The organism is Streptomyces sp. NPDC047117 (assembly GCF_040643545.1).
Classification (GTDB): domain Bacteria; phylum Actinomycetota; class Actinomycetes; order Streptomycetales; family Streptomycetaceae; genus Streptomyces.
The window spans coordinates 366,065-382,349 of the sequence record NZ_JBEYUN010000003.1 but is presented as its reverse complement, the minus strand read 5'-3'; the positions used below and the strand labels follow the sequence as shown (position 1 = coordinate 382,349).

The window sequence follows — 16,285 nt, the reverse complement described above, 5'->3', positions numbered from 1 at the left end:
GGAGTGTGCGGAGCTGGTGGGTCAGCTGGACCGCCTGAAGTCAGCTGGGCGCGGTGCCATCGAGCTCCGGTTCGGCAGCAGGCCTTTCGGAGCTGCGGGGTGTCTGGGTGCGGTAGGAATGGCCGAGCTCCGGGCCGAGCCCGAAGTAGTGGCGGAAATTGTAGATGAGGGGGCTCCAGGCGGCGGGGTCGATGTGGTCGGTGCCAGGAACGACGATGCGGGGGTCGGCGTGGACTTTGCGCACGACGGCCTCGACGAGGACGAATTCGCCGGAGACGTCCGGCTGCACCCGCTCGGCGCGGGCCTCCAGCTGGATCGGACATTCAGCGACGCGAGGCGGCCGGACCAAGTGGGATGGTTCGCTGTTCAGGCCGGCTGCGGCAAACTTGTCCGGTTCAAAGCGGCAGCCCTTGGGCTTGTTCGGCGGGACCGGGTTGCGGCCGGTCAGCGGCGCCAGCTGCTCGACCGCCGGCCACTGCGCGGGGGCCGGCAGGTTGATCACCAGATCGGGGCGGCTGCCGAGGTTGCATGCGGTCTGTCCTTCACGGCCGAGTCCAAGGACAACCGTGTGTCCGAGTGCCCATGCAGAGGACATCGGGGCGAGGTTGAACGAACCGTCCTGGTTCTCCGTCGAAAGCAGCACCACGGGAGTGCCGAAGTACAGGACGCTGGGTTCGATCTGCCGGTGGGTGATGGCTGCTTCCGCAGGCAGGGTGAGGAGAGGTGCTGTGTTCACGGCAGGCAGCCTAGGGGCCGGTCGTTTCGGCGAAGACCGAAGCATCATGGGCGAGAATTGACCCCATGGACACACGGCACGTACATGGGGCCGGCCCCGATCTGGCCTCCGTGGCGAGGCTTCTGGCCGATGGCACACGGGCGGGCTTCTGTCTGGCCCTGCTCGACGGCCGCGCGTGGACGGCGACGGAACTGGCGCGCCATATGGGAGTGGCACCCTCGACCGCGACCGAGCACTTGCACGCGCTCGTGCGCGGGAACCTGCTGGCCGAGGAACGGCAGGGTCGCCACCGGTACGTGCGTCTGGCGGGCCCGCACGTCTCTGAGCTGATCGAGAGCCTCGCCGCAATGGCGCCCGAACGTGCCTCCGCTCCCCGCTCACTCTCGGCGGCCGGACGCCGAAAGGCCCTTTCCCACGCCCGCACCTGCTACGACCACCTTGCCGGGGCGATCGGGGTCGCCATCACCGACGCAATGACCGAGCGACGGCTACTGGACCTGGCGCACGGGCTCAGGCTCACCAGCGACGGGGCGACCTGGCTCGGAGATCTCGGCATCACCGTCCCGACCGGTACCCGCCGGCCGTCGGTGCGGTCGTGCCTGGACTGGACCGAACGCCGTCCACACCTGGCGGGCGCCATCGGCGCCGCCCTGTGCCGCCATGCGTTCGACACAGGCTGGATCACTCGCATCGGCACTACGCGCGCAGTCGCCGTCACCCCCCTCGGCCGACAGGCACTCCGTCACCATCTCGGCTTGCCCGCCGATCTCCTTTCGCAGAACTGAGCAAGGACCGCCTGCGCGGTGAGGGCTGCGTACGCCGAGGAGTCCTCAGCGGCGGTGGACGCTGACGGCATAGCCGCCGGCCTCGTACGGGTCGGCGTCCCAGGTGGCGAAGCGGTCAACGAGGGTCAGGCCGGCTGCGGCGCAGGAGTCGTCGTACTCCGACAGCGTGATGCTGGGCGGCACAGGCAGGTGGGCGGCGTCCAAGCCGAAGCCGGCGACCAGCAGACCGCCCGGTCGCAGGGCCGCGGCCAGGCGCTTGACCACCGTGGCTTCGGTGCCGGGAGCGAGCAACGGGAAGATGTTGCCTGCCGCCACGACGAGGTCGAAGTCGGCTGCGATGCCGAGCCGGTCCGGCTCGAACTCGGCCAGGTCAGCTTGGAACCAGGGCAGGTCCGGCGCCTGTTCCCGCGCCACTGCCAGCATCGACGCATCGAGATCCACTCCGACGCAGTCGTAGCCGAGCTCCGCCAGTCGGATCATGACCCGGCCGGTACCGCATCCGGCGTCCAGCACCCGCGCCCCGGCAGGCACGAGAGTCGCGCAGAACCGCGCCTCACCGTGCACATCCTTCCCACTACGGGCCAGCGCCGCGAACCGCGCGGCGTAGTCACTTCCGGACGTCTCTCCGGTCAGCTCATTCCAACGGCTCATGAGATCAACAATAGATCCACCGCGGGCCTCCCCCGGTCACCACACGGGGGTCATGCACGGGGCCTGAGCAGGCCGTCCAGCCCTGCTGGCGTGACACGGATGCCGAGGTGGCGTACGGCTTCACCACTACAAGAAGCCGGTGTGAACCGGCCCTGGGGTCGGCTCACACCGGCACTGTTACCGCAGTTGCGCCTTCATGGCACCGGCGGCAGGAAGACGAGACAGAGTCCGTCGTAACCGGCGACTTGGACATCGACCGACCGCAGGTCGTTGACCACGTTCACATCCTTGCCCGTCAGGGCGTCATGGGCCGTCCAGCCCGGCTCGAAGTACTCCGAGGCCACGGAGCCCGAGGCCGGCTCGGGACCGAAGTTGAGTACGGTCGCCTGGATCCTCCCGGCATCGTCGAGCCGGTGCACCATGATGAGCAGGGCGGGGTTCACCACCGACGGGATCTCGATCTGGTCGGCCGTGGCAACGCCCGTATCCTCCCGCACCCGCAGCAGGTGTTTGAGGCGCGCCGCGAAGGAGTCGGAGTCGGCGAGCTGCTCAGGGAGGCTGCCGTAGAGGCTGTGCGCCTTGGGCATGCCCGAACCGGATGTGGTTGCTTCGGGCCGGTAGCCCATCAGGTCGTAGGAGCCCCGGTGGATCCAGCGGGTGTCGCCGGTCGCGAGCAGGGGCCCGACGGCCTCCCGGTCCAAGGTGAGCAGGCCGCACAGGTCCCAGCCGGAGAGCGCGAAGACGCCGGGCTGCAGGGCATTGAACATCGCCAGAAGCAGGTGAGCGCGCTTGATGCGCTCCACGTCTTCCTGCGTGAAGCGGTCGAGCGTCGTGTACCCGAGGGCGGCCGCGATGACGCTGACCGTCGTGGAGGCGATGCCATTGGTGGTGAAGACCGCGTTGTACGGAGCATCGGGCCCGACCAGTGTCTGCACCAGCTCGCCGCGCACGTGCTCGGCGAGCTGTTCGCCTGTCACCTCAACACCGTGATAGGCGAAGAGCTCATCCTTCGACGTGGCGAAGTGCACCAGTTCGTAGGTGAGTTCGTCGTGGTTCTGCAGTGCGTGGACGAGGCCGGCAGCTGCTACCCCCTTCTCCAGGGAGAGGTTCAGCGTCAGTCGCAGGAACTCGGTGTCCCCGGTGGCCAGGGCGTGGTGGTAGGCGGGACGGTTGACGAAGTCGTACGAGAGGTCCGCGCCGGCCTCGGAGGTGACCTTGATGTCGTCGATAGTCAGGTTGAGCTCTTGGAAGGTGAAGCCGCCCAGCTTGCGCACCATGCTGGCGATCAGCTGATTGGCGGCCTCCGACAGCGGGTGCCCTTCCGACCAGGCCGGCAGGCCCTCGGCGCTCTTCTCCACGCCCAGGAAGCCGTTGGCGTCCAGGCGGAGTGCGCCGGAGCCGAGGTCGCCGAGCGAGTGAAGGGCGTCCCCGATGACGAGCCTTATGCCGGCGAAGGTGGGGTCGAGCCAGTTGATGGAGGGCTGCCCCTCCTTGAAGTAGTGCAGGTAGACCCAGCGCCGGCTGATGCCGTCCGGCCCGAGGACCGCGCGCGTGGCGCTCCAGTTGGTGTCCTTCACGCCGGGGTCGTGGAAGATGACCCGCTGAAGGCGGCCGATGATGTAGCCCGCCTTCTCCAGCGCCTCTTCGGCCTCGACGTCGAGGTTGACCGAGTCGCGTTCCGGCGGCACTTCGGGCAGCAGGTACCAGTCCTCGGGCTCGATCTGGACCATGTGGTAGATGCCCGGGTAGTCGTCGACGTTCATCTCGGCCAGCCGGAAGTCCGGGCCCTTGCCGGTGTGCCCCGGCACGATGTCGTCGATGACCGTGCCGCCCTGTTCCGCCGCGACCTCGCACATCCGCCGGAAGTCGTCCTCCGTGCCGAACGCCTCGTCGATGGCGGTGCTGATGCGGTCGAAGTGCCCGTCGACGGTGGGCGTGGCGTCCCATCCCGAGATGCCGCCGGCGCGCTTCACCGGCCCTGTGTGGACTGCCCTCACTCCGAGGTCGGAGAAGGCACGCCACAGCTCGGGGTCGGCCAGGGTGCCGAGGAAGCTGTCGCCGGGGCGGGTGATGAAGGAGATGGGGTACGCCGTGAACCACACCGGGGCGGCTTCGACGGCTGCCTTGGGATTGGGCCGTGCGAAGGGGTTCTGCCACATGATGCCCTGGCCGGTGAGCTGCACCGACAGGTCTCTGGCGTCCTGCAGCATGGAGTGGCGGCGCAGCCAGGCCACGTATTCGGGGTTGGTGCCGACCGGATCCTGCCGGCGTTCGGGAGGCTGCGGCTGTTGCTGCTGCCGCAGCCGTGCGCGCGGCCGCAGGGACCGGGGCCGCGCCGGGTAGAACTGCTCCGAGTAGGTGATCTCTGTTGGTTCGTGCCGGGTCTCGTGCGGATCGCCGGCCGTCGCCTGCTCGTCGGTCATTGACACCTTCTTTCTGCCGCTCAGCTCGTCTGCATGCGTTTCCGACCTGTGGATATGAGGGGGTCGGACGAGGTGGGCGACCCGCGCAGCAGTGATCGCCGCGCAAGCTGCACGTGTCGTTGAGCGCATGCCGGTGGCAGGGGGCACGTGAGCGACCGGTTCACGAGACCTTCTTGTGGAGTGCTGATGAGGGGCTACTGGGCGGGTGTCGTTGCCCGTTTCTCAGCCGGTAGAGCGAGCTGACGCTCTGCCGCGTCGAGAACGGCGACGATGTTGCGGGCGTAGGCCGCGTCGAGCGGATGAGCTCGTCCGTCGTGGCCGGCCACTGCTTCCTGAAACTGGTCCACCGCACGGTGGCAGGCCTCCCGCAACGTGCCGGTCGGCAGTCTCAGGGACTCGCGGCCCGCCGGGCCCCAGACGGTGATGACCGATTCCTGGGCCTTCTCGGGTGCGGTGACAGTCAGGGTCAATGAGCTGACGGGTCCACCGATATGTTCATTGCCCATATGTACCGTATCGCGCATTCCTCGTACTGCAGCGACTCGTTCCACAGGGGGCAAGAGCGACAGGATCAGGGAGAGGGCATGCGGGCCCCAGTCCCACAGCCCTCCTCGCTCCCGGCGCCAGGCCGACGCGGCGTACGGGCTCCCCGGCGTGTCGATGCTGCCGGCACAGCTCACGGATACGCCTTCCCAGGGGCCGTGTGCGGCAGCAAGGGTCCGCATACGGTCCAGCCAAGCCGCCACCTCCTTCTGGAACAGGAAGGTCATGAAGCTGAGGCTGATGACTCCCGACTCCGCGACAGCCCTGACGACGTCGTCGGCGGCGGGCACGTCCAGCGCGAGGGGCTTGTCGAGCAGGAGGTGTTTCCCGGCCCTCGCCGCCCGGACTGCCAGGGGCGCCTGGACGTCAGGTGGCAGGGCGATCGCGACCGCGTCCACTGCGTCGAGCAGCGCGTCCAGGTCGGCGAAGCCCCGGCCGCGGCCCACGTCGGCCGCGGCGTGCTCGGCCTTGGCGCCGTCGCGCCCCCAGAAACCGATGAAGTCCACATCAGGGCGTTCGGCCAGCACCGTGCCGTGACACCACCGGGCCCAGTAGCCGGTGCCGAGGACGGCGAACCGCAGCGGCGAGCCGGTCGGCCGCCGGCCTACGGCCGGGGCCGGGGCCGTGGCCGGTGCCTGGTCGGGACCCGTCATGGTGTTCTCCCGTGGGACGTTCAGGGGCGAGAGCCTACGGTACGTCAAGAGTTCTGCGCTAAACCGAGGTTGAGGCCACCTCGGCTCGGATCGAGCCAACAGGAGGTGATGACCTTGCCGCGGGTGAAGAATCTGACTCCCTCCATGCCGTGAGCGTGGCTGTCGCCGAACGGTGAGCCCTTCCGGCCGCCGAGGGAGTAGGAGGACACGGGACGCGGGGCGGGGCCGGGCATTGACGCGAAGGCGCACCAACACACCGCGGTGTCCACACAGGGCATCACCGACGAGATCGCGGCCGCCGCGCAGAGCGCCGAGGTCATCCTCTCCGACCGCGCCCCGCTGGACGCCATCGCCTACCTCCACACCGCCCTCGAGTTCCGCGGCGAGCACCTGGACGAGCTGGAACGGGAGCGCCTGCGGCTGCTCGCCTCGATCCAGCTGGGCGCGCTGCAGAGCGGAATGGGAGTCACGTGCACCGGTACGTAGGGCGGGCGGCGGCCCCCTTCACGGCGTACGGCAGTGCCGGTGTGCGCACTCGGCCGTCTTGGTCACCAGCAGCGGGTCGAGCGAGCCGGTCCCCTCGCCGATGGTGTTGATCTCGGCATTCGACCTCGAATCCCCCGCGTATTCGACACCGAACCCGAGGTGCACCGGATCCTCACCGAAAGGCTGTGCCCGCAGTGGGCAGATGTTGTCGCCGTCGAGGACTGGCTCAAGGCTCAAGGCCATCGCACCGCAATAGACCGTCTGGCCCCTCACGCGCGGGTCCACCGCGGCGTCACCTCCCACGCCACCGATGAAGCCGGAAACGGCCCGGCCCCTCCCCCGGTGATCAGCCCTTTTCTGCGCCACCTTGAAGAACGAGCCGACCGACGCCCGCCCCTGGCCCAGCCGGTCCGCGGCCCGCATCTCGACATTCCAGTGGATCGAGAGCTGGTACAGCTTGCAGTGGCTGCACAGCGGCCTCGGCTACCACACTCCCGCCGACCACGAGGCCGTCGTCGTGGCTTGACCACCACACTGATGGTGGCCGTCAAAGCGAAAACAGGCTCAGTCGACCAGGTCTTGTTCGGCGAGGCAGATGCCGTCAGCGCCGGCGTCGTCGGTCGGGTACCTGGGAGTCCAGGTGGCCGGATGGGCACCGCATATCAGGCGGGGCCCTACCGCGCGCGGCCGTCGCTGATTCGCATGAACTGCCCCCGCGCGATCCGCACCCCTCCCCCGCCGTCAGGGTGTACGGCGCCACGTGGTACACCCGTGGACTCCCCGCGGAGCCGATCCGCTCCTCAGCCACTCCTCGATCCGTTCTGCCGTCAGCGCAGGTCTGCAGCTCGCGGGCAGCTCGTCGGCAGCCCGATCGTGCGGCCTGAAGCCTGTCTCTCGGTGCGCGCAACGCCCTACGCCACACGGCCGACAGGCGATGCCGGGCCGAAGGGGATTCGGACCCGGACCGGAATCTCCTGACGACGTGACGGTCACCGCAGGGCGGTCTTGGCCACAGTCCAGCGTGGCCAAGACCGCCCCATCACGGAGTTACGAAGCCTGCCGCGGCGCCTCGAAGGCGGTGAACGCGCTGCGCTTCGGCAGGCGGTAGACGTCGCGGCCGGTGATGGCGTTGAGGATGGCGGCGTTGCGGATGGCGCCGATGTCGAGGTTGGGCGCGGAGACGCCGTGAGTGTGGATCTCGGCGTTGGCGACGAAGACCCGGCCACTCACCCCGTCGGCGAGTTCGATGGAGTGGTCGGCACGGACGACGGGGCGGCCCTGCGGGTCGCGGTGCAGCAGGTTTTCGACCGGGTCGAGGAACCGCGGCGGGCGGTTGCGGTAGCCGGTGGCCGCCACGACGAGGTCCGTGGTGTGCTCGAAGAGCTGGTCCGTGTCGCGGTGCCGGCAGGTCAGCACCGTACGGCCGGACTCGTCCACGGCCGCGTTCTCGACCGTGATGCCGAAGCGCAGTTCGGCCTCGGCCAGTCCGTGCTCCAGCTGGCGGCGGTAGAGGAGTTCGTGGATCTCTTCGAGGGTGTCGGTGGAGATGCCCTTGTAGAACTGCCACTGCTCCTTGATGAGCCTGTCCCGGACGGCCTGCGGCAGCGAGTGGAAGTACTGCATGTACGCCGGAGTGGTCAGCTCCAGGTTCATTTTGGTGTAGTCCAGCGGAGCGAACGAGGTGGTCCGCGTCAGCCAGCTCACCGCCGGACCGCCCTCAAGATTGCGGCTCAGCAGGTCGACGGCGACCTCGGCGCCCGACTGGCCGGAGCCGACGACGGTGACCTTCTGCGCGGCCGCAACGTCCGATTGCCGGTACAGGTACTCGGAGGTGTGCAGAAGCTTGTCCTGCGGCAGGCCGGCGAGCGCCTCGGGGACGAACGGCGCGGTACCGATGCCGAGGACGAGGTTGCCGGCGCGCATCCGCAGCCGGGCGCCGTCACCGCGTACGGCTTCGACGGTGAAGCGTCCGGTGGTCTCGTCCCAGTGCACGGCCTCGACGCGGTGCGAGAACTTAACGGACGGGAGCTTGGCCGCGGCCCAGCGCAGGTAGTCCTCGTACTCCCGGCGCGAGGGGAAGAAGTTCTCGCGCACGGTGAAGGTGTAGAGGCGGTCCATGTCGTGCAGGTAGGACAGGAACGACAGGGGGTGCTGGGGCGCGACCAGGGTGACCAGGTCGGCGAGGAAGTTCACCTGCATCGAGGCGTCGCCGAACATCATGCCGCGGTGCCAGGTCAGTTCGGGCTGCTCCTCCAGGACGACCAGATCGAGGCCGTCGACGGTGGAGGCGAGCGCCGCGAGGCCCAGGTTGAAGGGGCCGCAGCCGATGGCCAGCACATCGTGTTCGCTGCTGATGTCTTCGGCGCCCGGGGCGCCGACAGCGGTGGGGAGGGTCTGTGCGGTCATCGGGGCATGTCCTCCTCGCCGCGCGGATGGACGACGAACGCGGCGGTTTTGTCGGGGAGGACGACCTCTCCGGCGGGGCGGAATCCTGCGGCGTGGAACGCCTTGATCGAAGGCGCGTTGCCGGCATCGGGCTCGGCGATGACGCGGCGGCACCGGGGATCGGCCGCGAGCAGTCCCTCGGCGACGGCCCGCAGGATCTGGCGGCCCAGGCCCTGTCCGGTGCGGCTCACATCCCCGATGGCGATGTGCACGCCCAGGTCGTGCGGCGCGTGCGGGTAGTGCTCGGCGAGCCGGTCGTGCAGGACCCGGTACACCTCCACGTACGCGATGGGCTGGTCGTCGAGGCTGATCAGGCAGGGCAGGATGGCGTCCCCCGCGAGATGCCCGGCGATTTCCTCGACCCAGCGTTCGCGGGGCCATGCCTGGTGCCAGAAAGCCGCCACGTGCGGTTGCTGATTCCAGCCGTGCACCAGGTCGACATCCGCGCCGTCGGCCCGTGCCACCCGTGCGGAGAAAGGGGCGTCGAGCCTGGGGAGCGGCGGGCCGGGGATGGTGGCGTCCTGGTGAGCCACGTCTTGCTGTGGCGATGTCATCGGCGGGCCTCCATAAGGGGGTTGGGCGCGTCGAGGTAGACGGACTGGGCGTCGAGCGGCGCGACGACCTCGTCGATGCCGTGCAGCCGGGTGAGGAGGTTGCCCTTGCACGGGAGGGTGGCGGCGTCCAGCCAGCGGCGGGCGAGCCGGTCGCCGTCCGGGCCCGCCTGGGCGAGTCCGGGCAGGGCGGCGCGCAGCCGGTCGGCGAGGACGGCGAGCAGGTCCTGTTCGGTGGCCAGGCCGTCGACGGCGAGGCAGCCGATGACCGACAGGGCCTGGTTGCGCAGCAGGTAGTAGCAGAGCCGGTCGTCGACGATGGCGTCGTCGACGACGGCGAGCGTGGAGTCGTCGGCGCCGCTCAGCTTGAGCAGTCCGGGCAGGTGTGAAGTGGCCAGATAGTAGCCCTGGTTGTCGCGGAAGGTGGCGCCGGTGACCCGGCCCTGTGCGTCCAGCCGGACCAGGGTGTTCTGCTGGTGGGCCTCCAGGCCGATACCGGTCGCGGCGTACAGGTGCAGCATGGGCACCAGCACGTTGTCGGTGTAGTCGGCCATCCAGCGCTCGGCGCCGTCGGCACCCTGGGCGGCCACCAGTTCGCCGAGCAGGCTCCGGCCGACGCCGGGCCGCGGTGCGACCAGACCGACCAGGCAGCGCAGACCGTCGATGCCGTCCGGGACTTCGCGTACGGCGACATCGAGGCCGGTCAGCCGGGGGCCGCCGGGGCGGCCGGGCTCGTCGACGGCCAGCCACGCCGGGTCGCGTGTGATCCTGAAACCGGGGTGGGCCCGGAACGTCGGGTCCGCGTAGCCCCCGTCGAGCAGCCGGTTGATCTCCAGGCCGCGGCGCAGTTCCGTACGGGTGGACTCGCGGCGGGAGTTGGTCAGGCGCAGGCCGAGCGACAGCTTCAGCATGACGTCGGCGTCCGGGCGGTAGAGCGTACGGACGCTGGAGGTCGCCCACCACTCGGGGCCGCGCTCGCCCAGCGGCTCCAGTGCGCCGGACGCGATCAGCTCAGCGACGCGGGGGCGGTGCAGGACGTCCCGCGCCTGCCAGGGGTGGGCGGGCACCAGTACCCGGCCGTCGGACAGCCGCTCACCGGCGAGGTCGGCCAGCAGTGCGACGGTGTCACGGCCCGCCAGCGAGGGGGCACCCGCAACGGCGTCGTGCGAGACGATCGACGGGTCGGCGGCGAACCAGTGCAGTTTGAACGAGCCCCGCAGTTCCGGGGAGAAAGCGGCGGAGTCGTTGTCGGAGATGCCGTCCCGACTCTTGGGCGCGGGGTGGTGCAAGTGCCCGAGCAACAGGGCCTGTTCGGCGTCCAGGAAGCCGTCGACCGCGGCGGGCGGCTCCGGGTTCGTACGGCGGTCCGCGATGAAGGTGGCGACCCGGCGTACGGACTCCGCGGTGCGCTCGACGAGGTCGGCGACCTCGCCGGCGGGTACGCCGCCGGTGCGGGCGCCACCGCTGACCGCTGCCTCGGTGGACAGCAGTGCGACGGCGGTGACCGGGTCGGCAGTGGCGCCCAGGAAGCCCCCACGGCCTTCCAGGCGGACCGGGCCGAAGCGGTGCCAGCCGGTCGGCGAACAGTGGGTGACCTCGGTGACCAGGGCCAGGCCCGCGGTGGGCAGGTCGATGCGCAGGGGCCCCGCGGTGAACTCGGTGTGCGTCTCGCGCAGCCAACAGCGCAACAGCGCTTCGAGGTGGGCGTGTTCGGCGGCGCCGCGGGAGCCCAGGGTGTGCAGTGGGTCGGTGGCCGTGTCGTACGCCGTTGCGTTGGGCGACGTGGCGGACGGTGTGATCGGGGTCGTGGCGTCGTGGGACACGGCGAGTGACGCGCTCGGGGCCGTGGAGTTGGTGATGCTCATGCGGCCTCCTCCTCGGTGGGACCTGTGCAGTCGCGGCCGGCTTCGAGGACGGTGCCGATGAGACCGTCGATGTCCTCGGCCGTGGCGGTGGGGTTGAGCAGCGTGAACTTCAGGCACACGCTCTCGGGCGCGTCCGGCCCGTCCAGGCGTACCTCGGTGCGGCCGATGAGGGCGCTGCCGGACTCCAGGAGGCGGCGGCGCAGGGCGCCGTTGAGGGAGTCGGCGAGGGCCGGGTCGGCGGTGCGGTAGCGGAAGACCACGGTCGTCAGCTCGGCCGGGGAGACCAGTTCGAGTTCCGCCTCGCGGCGGATCCGCTGCTCGGCGTGGCGGGCGAGGTCATGGCAGGTGTCGATCATGCGGCCCAGTCCGGCGCGGCCGTGCGCCATCATCGTGGCGACGGCCTTGACGGCGTCCGGGCGGCGGGTGGTCTGCAGGCTGCGGCCGAGCAGACCGTCGTAGCCGGCTTCGGAGTCGTCGGCCGGGTTGAGGTAGGCGACCTTGCGGTCCAGCGCGGTGAACGCGGTGGTGTCGGAGACCAGGAGCACACTGGTGGCGGCCGGCAGCCAGCCGATCTTGTGCAGATCGAGGGTGACCGAGTCGGCCAGCTCCAGACCGGCGAGCTTGCTGCCGAGCCGGTCGGAGAAGAGGGTGCCGAAGCCGTAGGCGGCGTCCACGTGCATCCAGATGCCGTGATCGGCAGCGATCTCGGCGATCTGCGGGAGCGGGTCGATGGAGCCGAAGTCGGTGGTACCGGCGGTGGCGATCACCGCGAGCGGGGTCCGGTCGGGGCCCAGCTCCTCCAGCGCCTTTCTGAGGGCCTCGGGGCGGATGCGGTGGTGCTCGTCGGTGGGCAGCGGGTGGACGGCGGACTCGCCGAGCCCCAGTGCGGCGCAGGCACGGTGCACCGAGAAGTGCGCCAGTTCGGAGCAGAAGACCACCGGTCCGGACAGCGCCGCCACCCCGTCCTCGCGGGCGTTGACGCCGCGGCGCAGGGCGGCGGCGTCGCGGGCGAGCAGCACGCCGAGGAGGTTGGACAGCGAGCCACCCGGGGTGAGGACGCCGTCGGCACGCTCACCGAAGCCGGCCAGGCCGGTCAGTACGCGGATCAGCCAGCGCTCGACGGCGATGGCCGACGGGCCCGAGTCGTACGTGTCCAGCGAGGCGTTGCCGGCGCTGGCGAGGGCGTCCGCGGCGACCGCGACCGACAGCACCGGCGGCTGCAGATGGGCGGCGGCCTTGGGGTGGGACAGGTCGATGCCGTGCTCGACGAGGACGGACGTCAGTTTCTGCAGGGCGGCCTTGGTGCCCAGGCCCTGGGCGGGGAGTTCTGCGGGGCCGAGGTCGTCGGCCGCGGCGGCCAGGACATCGGCGGGGGTGCCGGCGGGGATCGGTCCGGCGGGGCGGCGGGTGGCCAGGGCGGTGTCGACGGCCTCGGCCAGGGCGGCGGAGACCTCGATGAGGCCCTCGCGGGAATGGGCGAGGACGGACGGGGGGAAGGGCGCCGGCACGGGGGGAGCCTCGGTCAGGGGTATCACTGCATCTCCGCGGTGTGTGCGTAGCGGCTGCTCAGCCTGTAATGGTCGTTCCGTCAGAAGAGACCTGACAGATCGGCGATTTTCAGCCTTCTTCTGCGAGCGGGTTGGGGTGAGTGCCGTTCGGATACAGGGCGTGGCGCAGTGCGCGGTCGCCGTAACGGGTGACCACGAGCCGGTCGCGGTTCAGTCCGTAGCGGGGAATCTCGGGGGTGAGCAGGTCGTACTCGGCGAACCGCTCGGCGAGTTCGGGGAACCTCTTCTGGAAGTCCAGGATCGTCTGCCGCACCAGGCGCCAGAACGTCTTCTCCGGTACGCCCAACTGGTCGGCGCACAGCGGCGCGAGGTAGCGGAAGTGGCCCACGAAGACCTGGTCCACGACGTGCTGGCGGATGACCGAGGGGTGCTTACGGGGCAGCACGTGGTCGTGGCCGTCGGGCTCCGGGCCGCGCTCGGGCACATCGGTGAAGGACACGCAGACGTCGTCGACGAAGTCCTTCAGGTACAGGCGCGTCGGCACGTCGTTCTCGTCGTAGCCGATGAGGGTGTTCTGGCCGTGCGGGTTGAAGGTCACGCCGTAGCGGTAGAGCACGTGCATGATCGGCACCAGCAGGGTGTCGAACATCTTGCGCAGCCACTCCTGCGGGGCCAGGCCCGAGGAGCGGACCAGTTCGGCGACGAAGGCATCGCCCTTGCTGTCGACGTGCAGCAGTGAGGCGAAGGTGCGCGCCCGCTCGTCCGGGTCCTTGCGGGCCGAGACCGAGTCGCGCCAGATGCAGCCCAGCGTCTCCAGGTGCTGGTACGGGGTGTCCGCCAGCTGCGAGAGGTAGGGGTGACGCACCGTCACCGATGCGACCTCGCCGAGGAATACGGTCCGGCACTCCTCGGTCAGGAAGGGGTCTCGCGCGACCAGACCGCGCAGCCACTGCGTGACGACCGGGGCGCCCATCGTGCAGTGCGGGGGTATACCGCGCCAGACCAGGGTGTTGAGGATCTTCAGCGGCAGTTTGACGTCGTACCGCTCGGGGGTGCCGACGTTGGCCATCGTACGGATGGACTGCCCGGGCAGGTACGCGTCCGGGCTGTCGCCCAGCGGGATGATGCGCTTCTGCGCGACGTCGGCGGCGTGCAGCATCTGCACGGCGTGGTCCCACTGCCAGGGGTGCACCAGCATCCAGACGTACGCGTCGGGGTCGACGTCTGCGTCCGTGAGGACCTTGGTGAAGCGGGTCCGGGTCCCCTCGTCCAGCTCGCGGGCGATGATCTCGCGCTCGGACAGCTCGGAGGTGCCGCGGAATTCGGCGAGTCCGCGATGGACGGCCAGCCACCGCAGTTTCAGCGACTGTGCCGACTCGGGGGCGTACTGACGGACGTCGGTGGCGGAGAAGCCGATCCGGCCCTTGTTCGCGACGAGCAGGTTGTGGCCGGTCATCCGGCACTCCAGCTCGGAGTGGCCCAGCTCGCGCATCTCGGCGACGGTCTCGCCGCCGTGAGTGATGCGGGCGGCGTCCACGGCCAGGGTGGCGGACAGTTCTGTGAAGTACGTCGAGATCGTCGACGCGTCGGTGCCCAGGGTCGAGGCGGATTCGAGAAGGAATCGCTGGGCGTCCCAGGCGGGTTCGGCGACCGAGTTGCCGAGCATGCTGGTGGCGGTGCGGGTGATCGACTCCGGGTCGACGCGGAGCCAGCCGAAGGCGCCGGGGGTGGCTCTGAACTCGTACGTCGTACCGCTGTCGAGGTCGACACGGTAGCGGCCGTCACCGGCGTGCACCGCCTTCAGCATGTCCTCGAAACACCACTCGCCAATGGCTTTGGCCAACAGCACGCGGTTCGCTTCGCGCCAGGCGGCCGGCTCGACGTCCGCAAGCTCGGGCACGGGGTGGTTGGGGGGAACGGGCATCAGGCATCTCCGATGTCTGTCCGGATCAAGGCAGGCTCGGTGGGCAGACCCGAGCCGGGGGGAAGATTAGGTTAGCCTTACCTAAGTCGCAAGCCTTCATTCGGACATCATGCGGCGCGCGACGTTCCGTTCGAGCCAAAGTTAGGTTAGCCTCACCAAACTGCATATGGAACCCAGCTCGAGGTGATTCACGGTGTCTTCCCGTCACCGCACTCCCCGATGGACACTCGCCCTGGTCAGTGCCGGGGGCGTGGTGATGACCCTGGACGTCACCGTCGTGAACGTCGCCCTGTCCGCCATCGCCCGGGACCTGGGCGCCGGGCTGGAGCGGGTCCAATGGACGGTCTCCGCCTATTCGTTGGCGTTCGGGGCGCTGATTCTGACCGCGGGGGCGCTGTCCGACCGCATCGGCCGCCGGACCGTGTTTACGGCGGGGATGGCTCTGTTCACTCTCGCGTCGGCCGGATGTGGTCTTGCGCCGGACGCCGTTACCCTCATTGCCGCCCGCGCGCTCCAAGGGCTCGGCGGCGCCATGGTCTTCGCGCCGGCCCTCGCGCTGATCGCCGCGGCGTACGAGGGCGCCCGGCGCCGGGCCGCGATAGCGGCGTTCGCGGCCGTCTCCTCCGCCGCCGGTGCGCTGGGGCCGGTGCTCGGCGGAGTGCTCGTCCAACTCCTCGGCTGGCGCTGGATATTCCTCGTCAATGTGCCGATCGGGGTGCTGGTCGTGGCCGGCGCGCTGACCCGGATGCCCGAGTCGGCGGCAGCGGACGAACGGCGCCGCATCGATCCGCTCGGTGCGCTGCTCGGCGTCGGCACGCTCCTGGCACTGCACTATCCGCTGGTCAGCGGTCCAGAAGCCGGGTGGACGGCACCCGAGGTGCTCGTCTCGGCGGCCCTCGGGGTCGTACTCGCGATCGCGCTGGTGATCAGTCAGCGGCGAGGTGACGGCCTGATAGATGTACGGCTGTTGCGGATCCGTGCCTTCTCGGGGGCCGCGGTGCTGGGGTTCCTCGCCCGGACGTCGAGTCTGGGCGTCCTCGCGTTCGTCACACTGTGGCTGCAGAGCACGTATGCGTACGGGCCGATGGAAGTCGGCCTCCGACTGCTGCCGTTGACGGGCAGCCTGCTGCTGGCGGGCCTGTTCGTCGCCCGGCTGCAGAAGGTGCTGTCGGCTGCCGCACTGGTCGCGGGCGGCTTCGCGCTGCAGGGGCTGGGCCTGCTCGGTCTGGCCGCGGCCGGAGCGGGCGGCGGCCAGGTCGCGACGATCGCCGGTCTGGTACTGCTCGGCGTCGGAGGGGCCGTCATCTTCCCTCCTCTGATGGGGCTGGCGGTCAGTACGGTGCCCGCCGACCGCGCCGGGATGGCCTCCGGACTGACCAACGCCTGCTCCCCGCTCGGTACCGCCACGGGTGTCGCGGTGTTCGGCGCCCTGTTCTCCGCCCGCATCGAATCCGGCCTCGGGCCGGCCTCCGGTGACCGTTCCGCGGTCGCGACCGGGCGGTTCGACGTCGTCGCCCCTGTACTGCGGCCGATCGCCCACTCCGCCTTCTCCGGCGCCTTCGTGACGGTGTGCCTGGCGTCCGCCGCCGTCTGCCTGATCGCCGTACTCGTCGCCCGCGGCACGCTCAGGTCCGAGCACACACAGGCGTCAGGCGACGCCGCGAGCCGTCCGCTCTCCGGCGCCGCCCAGTCGTCCTGAGCCAGGCCTCCGCCGC

13 protein-coding genes and 2 pseudogenes are annotated in these 16,285 nt (G+C 70.0%); 5 read left to right on the top strand and 10 right to left on the bottom strand.

What is annotated here, in order from left to right; genetic code table 11:
- Positions 1–40: 40 nt before the first annotated feature.
- Positions 41–736, bottom strand: a complete 696-nt coding sequence (locus ABZ840_RS07750) for a flavin reductase family protein (protein WP_361554896.1) — start codon at positions 734–736, stop codon at positions 41–43.
- 65 nt (positions 737–801) lie between these two features.
- On the opposite strand from ABZ840_RS07750, the gene ABZ840_RS07745 reads away from it, so the two are divergent.
- Positions 802–1,521, top strand: coding sequence for a winged helix-turn-helix domain-containing protein (locus tag ABZ840_RS07745; RefSeq protein WP_361554893.1), 720 nt, complete (start codon positions 802–804; stop codon positions 1,519–1,521).
- 45 nt (positions 1,522–1,566) lie between these two features.
- Here ABZ840_RS07745 and ABZ840_RS07740 read toward each other — a convergent pair whose 3' ends face one another.
- The 4 genes and pseudogenes from ABZ840_RS07740 to ABZ840_RS07725 form a co-directional block, all read right to left on the bottom strand.
- Entirely contained in the window at positions 1,567–2,172 is a 606-nt protein-coding gene (locus ABZ840_RS07740) for a class I SAM-dependent methyltransferase (RefSeq protein WP_361554890.1), read from the bottom strand.
- Between the two features lie 194 nt (positions 2,173–2,366).
- Positions 2,367–4,595, bottom strand: coding sequence for a maltose alpha-D-glucosyltransferase (gene treS, locus ABZ840_RS07735; RefSeq protein WP_361554887.1), 2,229 nt, complete (start codon positions 4,593–4,595; stop codon positions 2,367–2,369).
- A 194-nt stretch (positions 4,596–4,789) separates the two neighbouring features.
- On the bottom strand, positions 4,790–5,791 hold the full coding sequence (locus ABZ840_RS07730) for a Gfo/Idh/MocA family oxidoreductase (RefSeq protein WP_361554884.1): 1,002 nt from the start codon (positions 5,789–5,791) through the stop codon (positions 4,790–4,792).
- A gap of 44 nt (positions 5,792–5,835) precedes the next feature.
- Positions 5,836–6,015 (bottom strand): annotated as a pseudogene (locus ABZ840_RS07725) (methylmalonate-semialdehyde dehydrogenase (CoA acylating)); the annotation flags it as partial.
- A gap of 37 nt (positions 6,016–6,052) precedes the next feature.
- Between ABZ840_RS07725 and ABZ840_RS07720 the strand changes: the two are divergent.
- From ABZ840_RS07720 to ABZ840_RS07710, 3 genes and pseudogenes are all read left to right on the top strand, one after another.
- On the top strand, positions 6,053–6,277 hold the full coding sequence (locus ABZ840_RS07720) for a hypothetical protein (RefSeq protein ID WP_361554881.1): 225 nt from the start codon (positions 6,053–6,055) through the stop codon (positions 6,275–6,277).
- Between the two features lie 144 nt (positions 6,278–6,421).
- Positions 6,422–6,523: pseudogene (locus tag ABZ840_RS07715) on the top strand (cysteine hydrolase); the annotation flags it as partial.
- 121 nt (positions 6,524–6,644) lie between these two features.
- A complete protein-coding gene (locus tag ABZ840_RS07710; RefSeq protein ID WP_361554878.1) occupies positions 6,645–6,803 on the top strand; it encodes a hypothetical protein in 159 nt (52 codons plus the stop codon).
- 521 nt (positions 6,804–7,324) lie between these two features.
- Here ABZ840_RS07710 and ABZ840_RS07705 read toward each other — a convergent pair.
- From ABZ840_RS07705 to ABZ840_RS07685, 5 genes are all read right to left on the bottom strand, one after another.
- The gene (locus ABZ840_RS07705) at positions 7,325–8,683 is read right to left on the bottom strand and encodes a SidA/IucD/PvdA family monooxygenase (protein ID WP_361554875.1); all 1,359 of its coding nucleotides are present in this window, start codon (positions 8,681–8,683) and stop codon (positions 7,325–7,327) included.
- Positions 8,680–9,276 (bottom strand): GNAT family N-acetyltransferase, encoded by a 597-nt coding sequence (locus ABZ840_RS07700; RefSeq protein ID WP_361554872.1) that lies wholly within the window; start codon positions 9,274–9,276, stop codon positions 8,680–8,682. Before ABZ840_RS07700 ends, ABZ840_RS07705 begins: the two co-directional genes overlap by 4 nt.
- Positions 9,273–11,138, bottom strand: a complete 1,866-nt coding sequence (locus ABZ840_RS07695) for an IucA/IucC family protein (RefSeq protein ID WP_361554869.1) — start codon at positions 11,136–11,138, stop codon at positions 9,273–9,275. The genes ABZ840_RS07700 and ABZ840_RS07695 overlap by 4 nt, the downstream gene beginning before the upstream one ends.
- Positions 11,135–12,646, bottom strand: coding sequence for an aminotransferase class V-fold PLP-dependent enzyme (locus ABZ840_RS07690; protein WP_361554866.1), 1,512 nt, complete (start codon positions 12,644–12,646; stop codon positions 11,135–11,137). Before ABZ840_RS07690 ends, ABZ840_RS07695 begins: the two co-directional genes overlap by 4 nt.
- 109 nt (positions 12,647–12,755) lie before the next feature.
- Positions 12,756–14,570 (bottom strand): IucA/IucC family siderophore biosynthesis protein, encoded by a 1,815-nt coding sequence (locus ABZ840_RS07685; protein WP_361554863.1) that lies wholly within the window; start codon positions 14,568–14,570, stop codon positions 12,756–12,758.
- Between the two features lie 193 nt (positions 14,571–14,763).
- Between ABZ840_RS07685 and ABZ840_RS07680 the strand changes: the two genes are divergently transcribed.
- Positions 14,764–16,269, top strand: a complete 1,506-nt coding sequence (locus tag ABZ840_RS07680; RefSeq protein WP_361554860.1) for a DHA2 family efflux MFS transporter permease subunit — start codon at positions 14,764–14,766, stop codon at positions 16,267–16,269.
- The last annotated feature ends 16 nt before the right edge of the window (positions 16,270–16,285 follow it).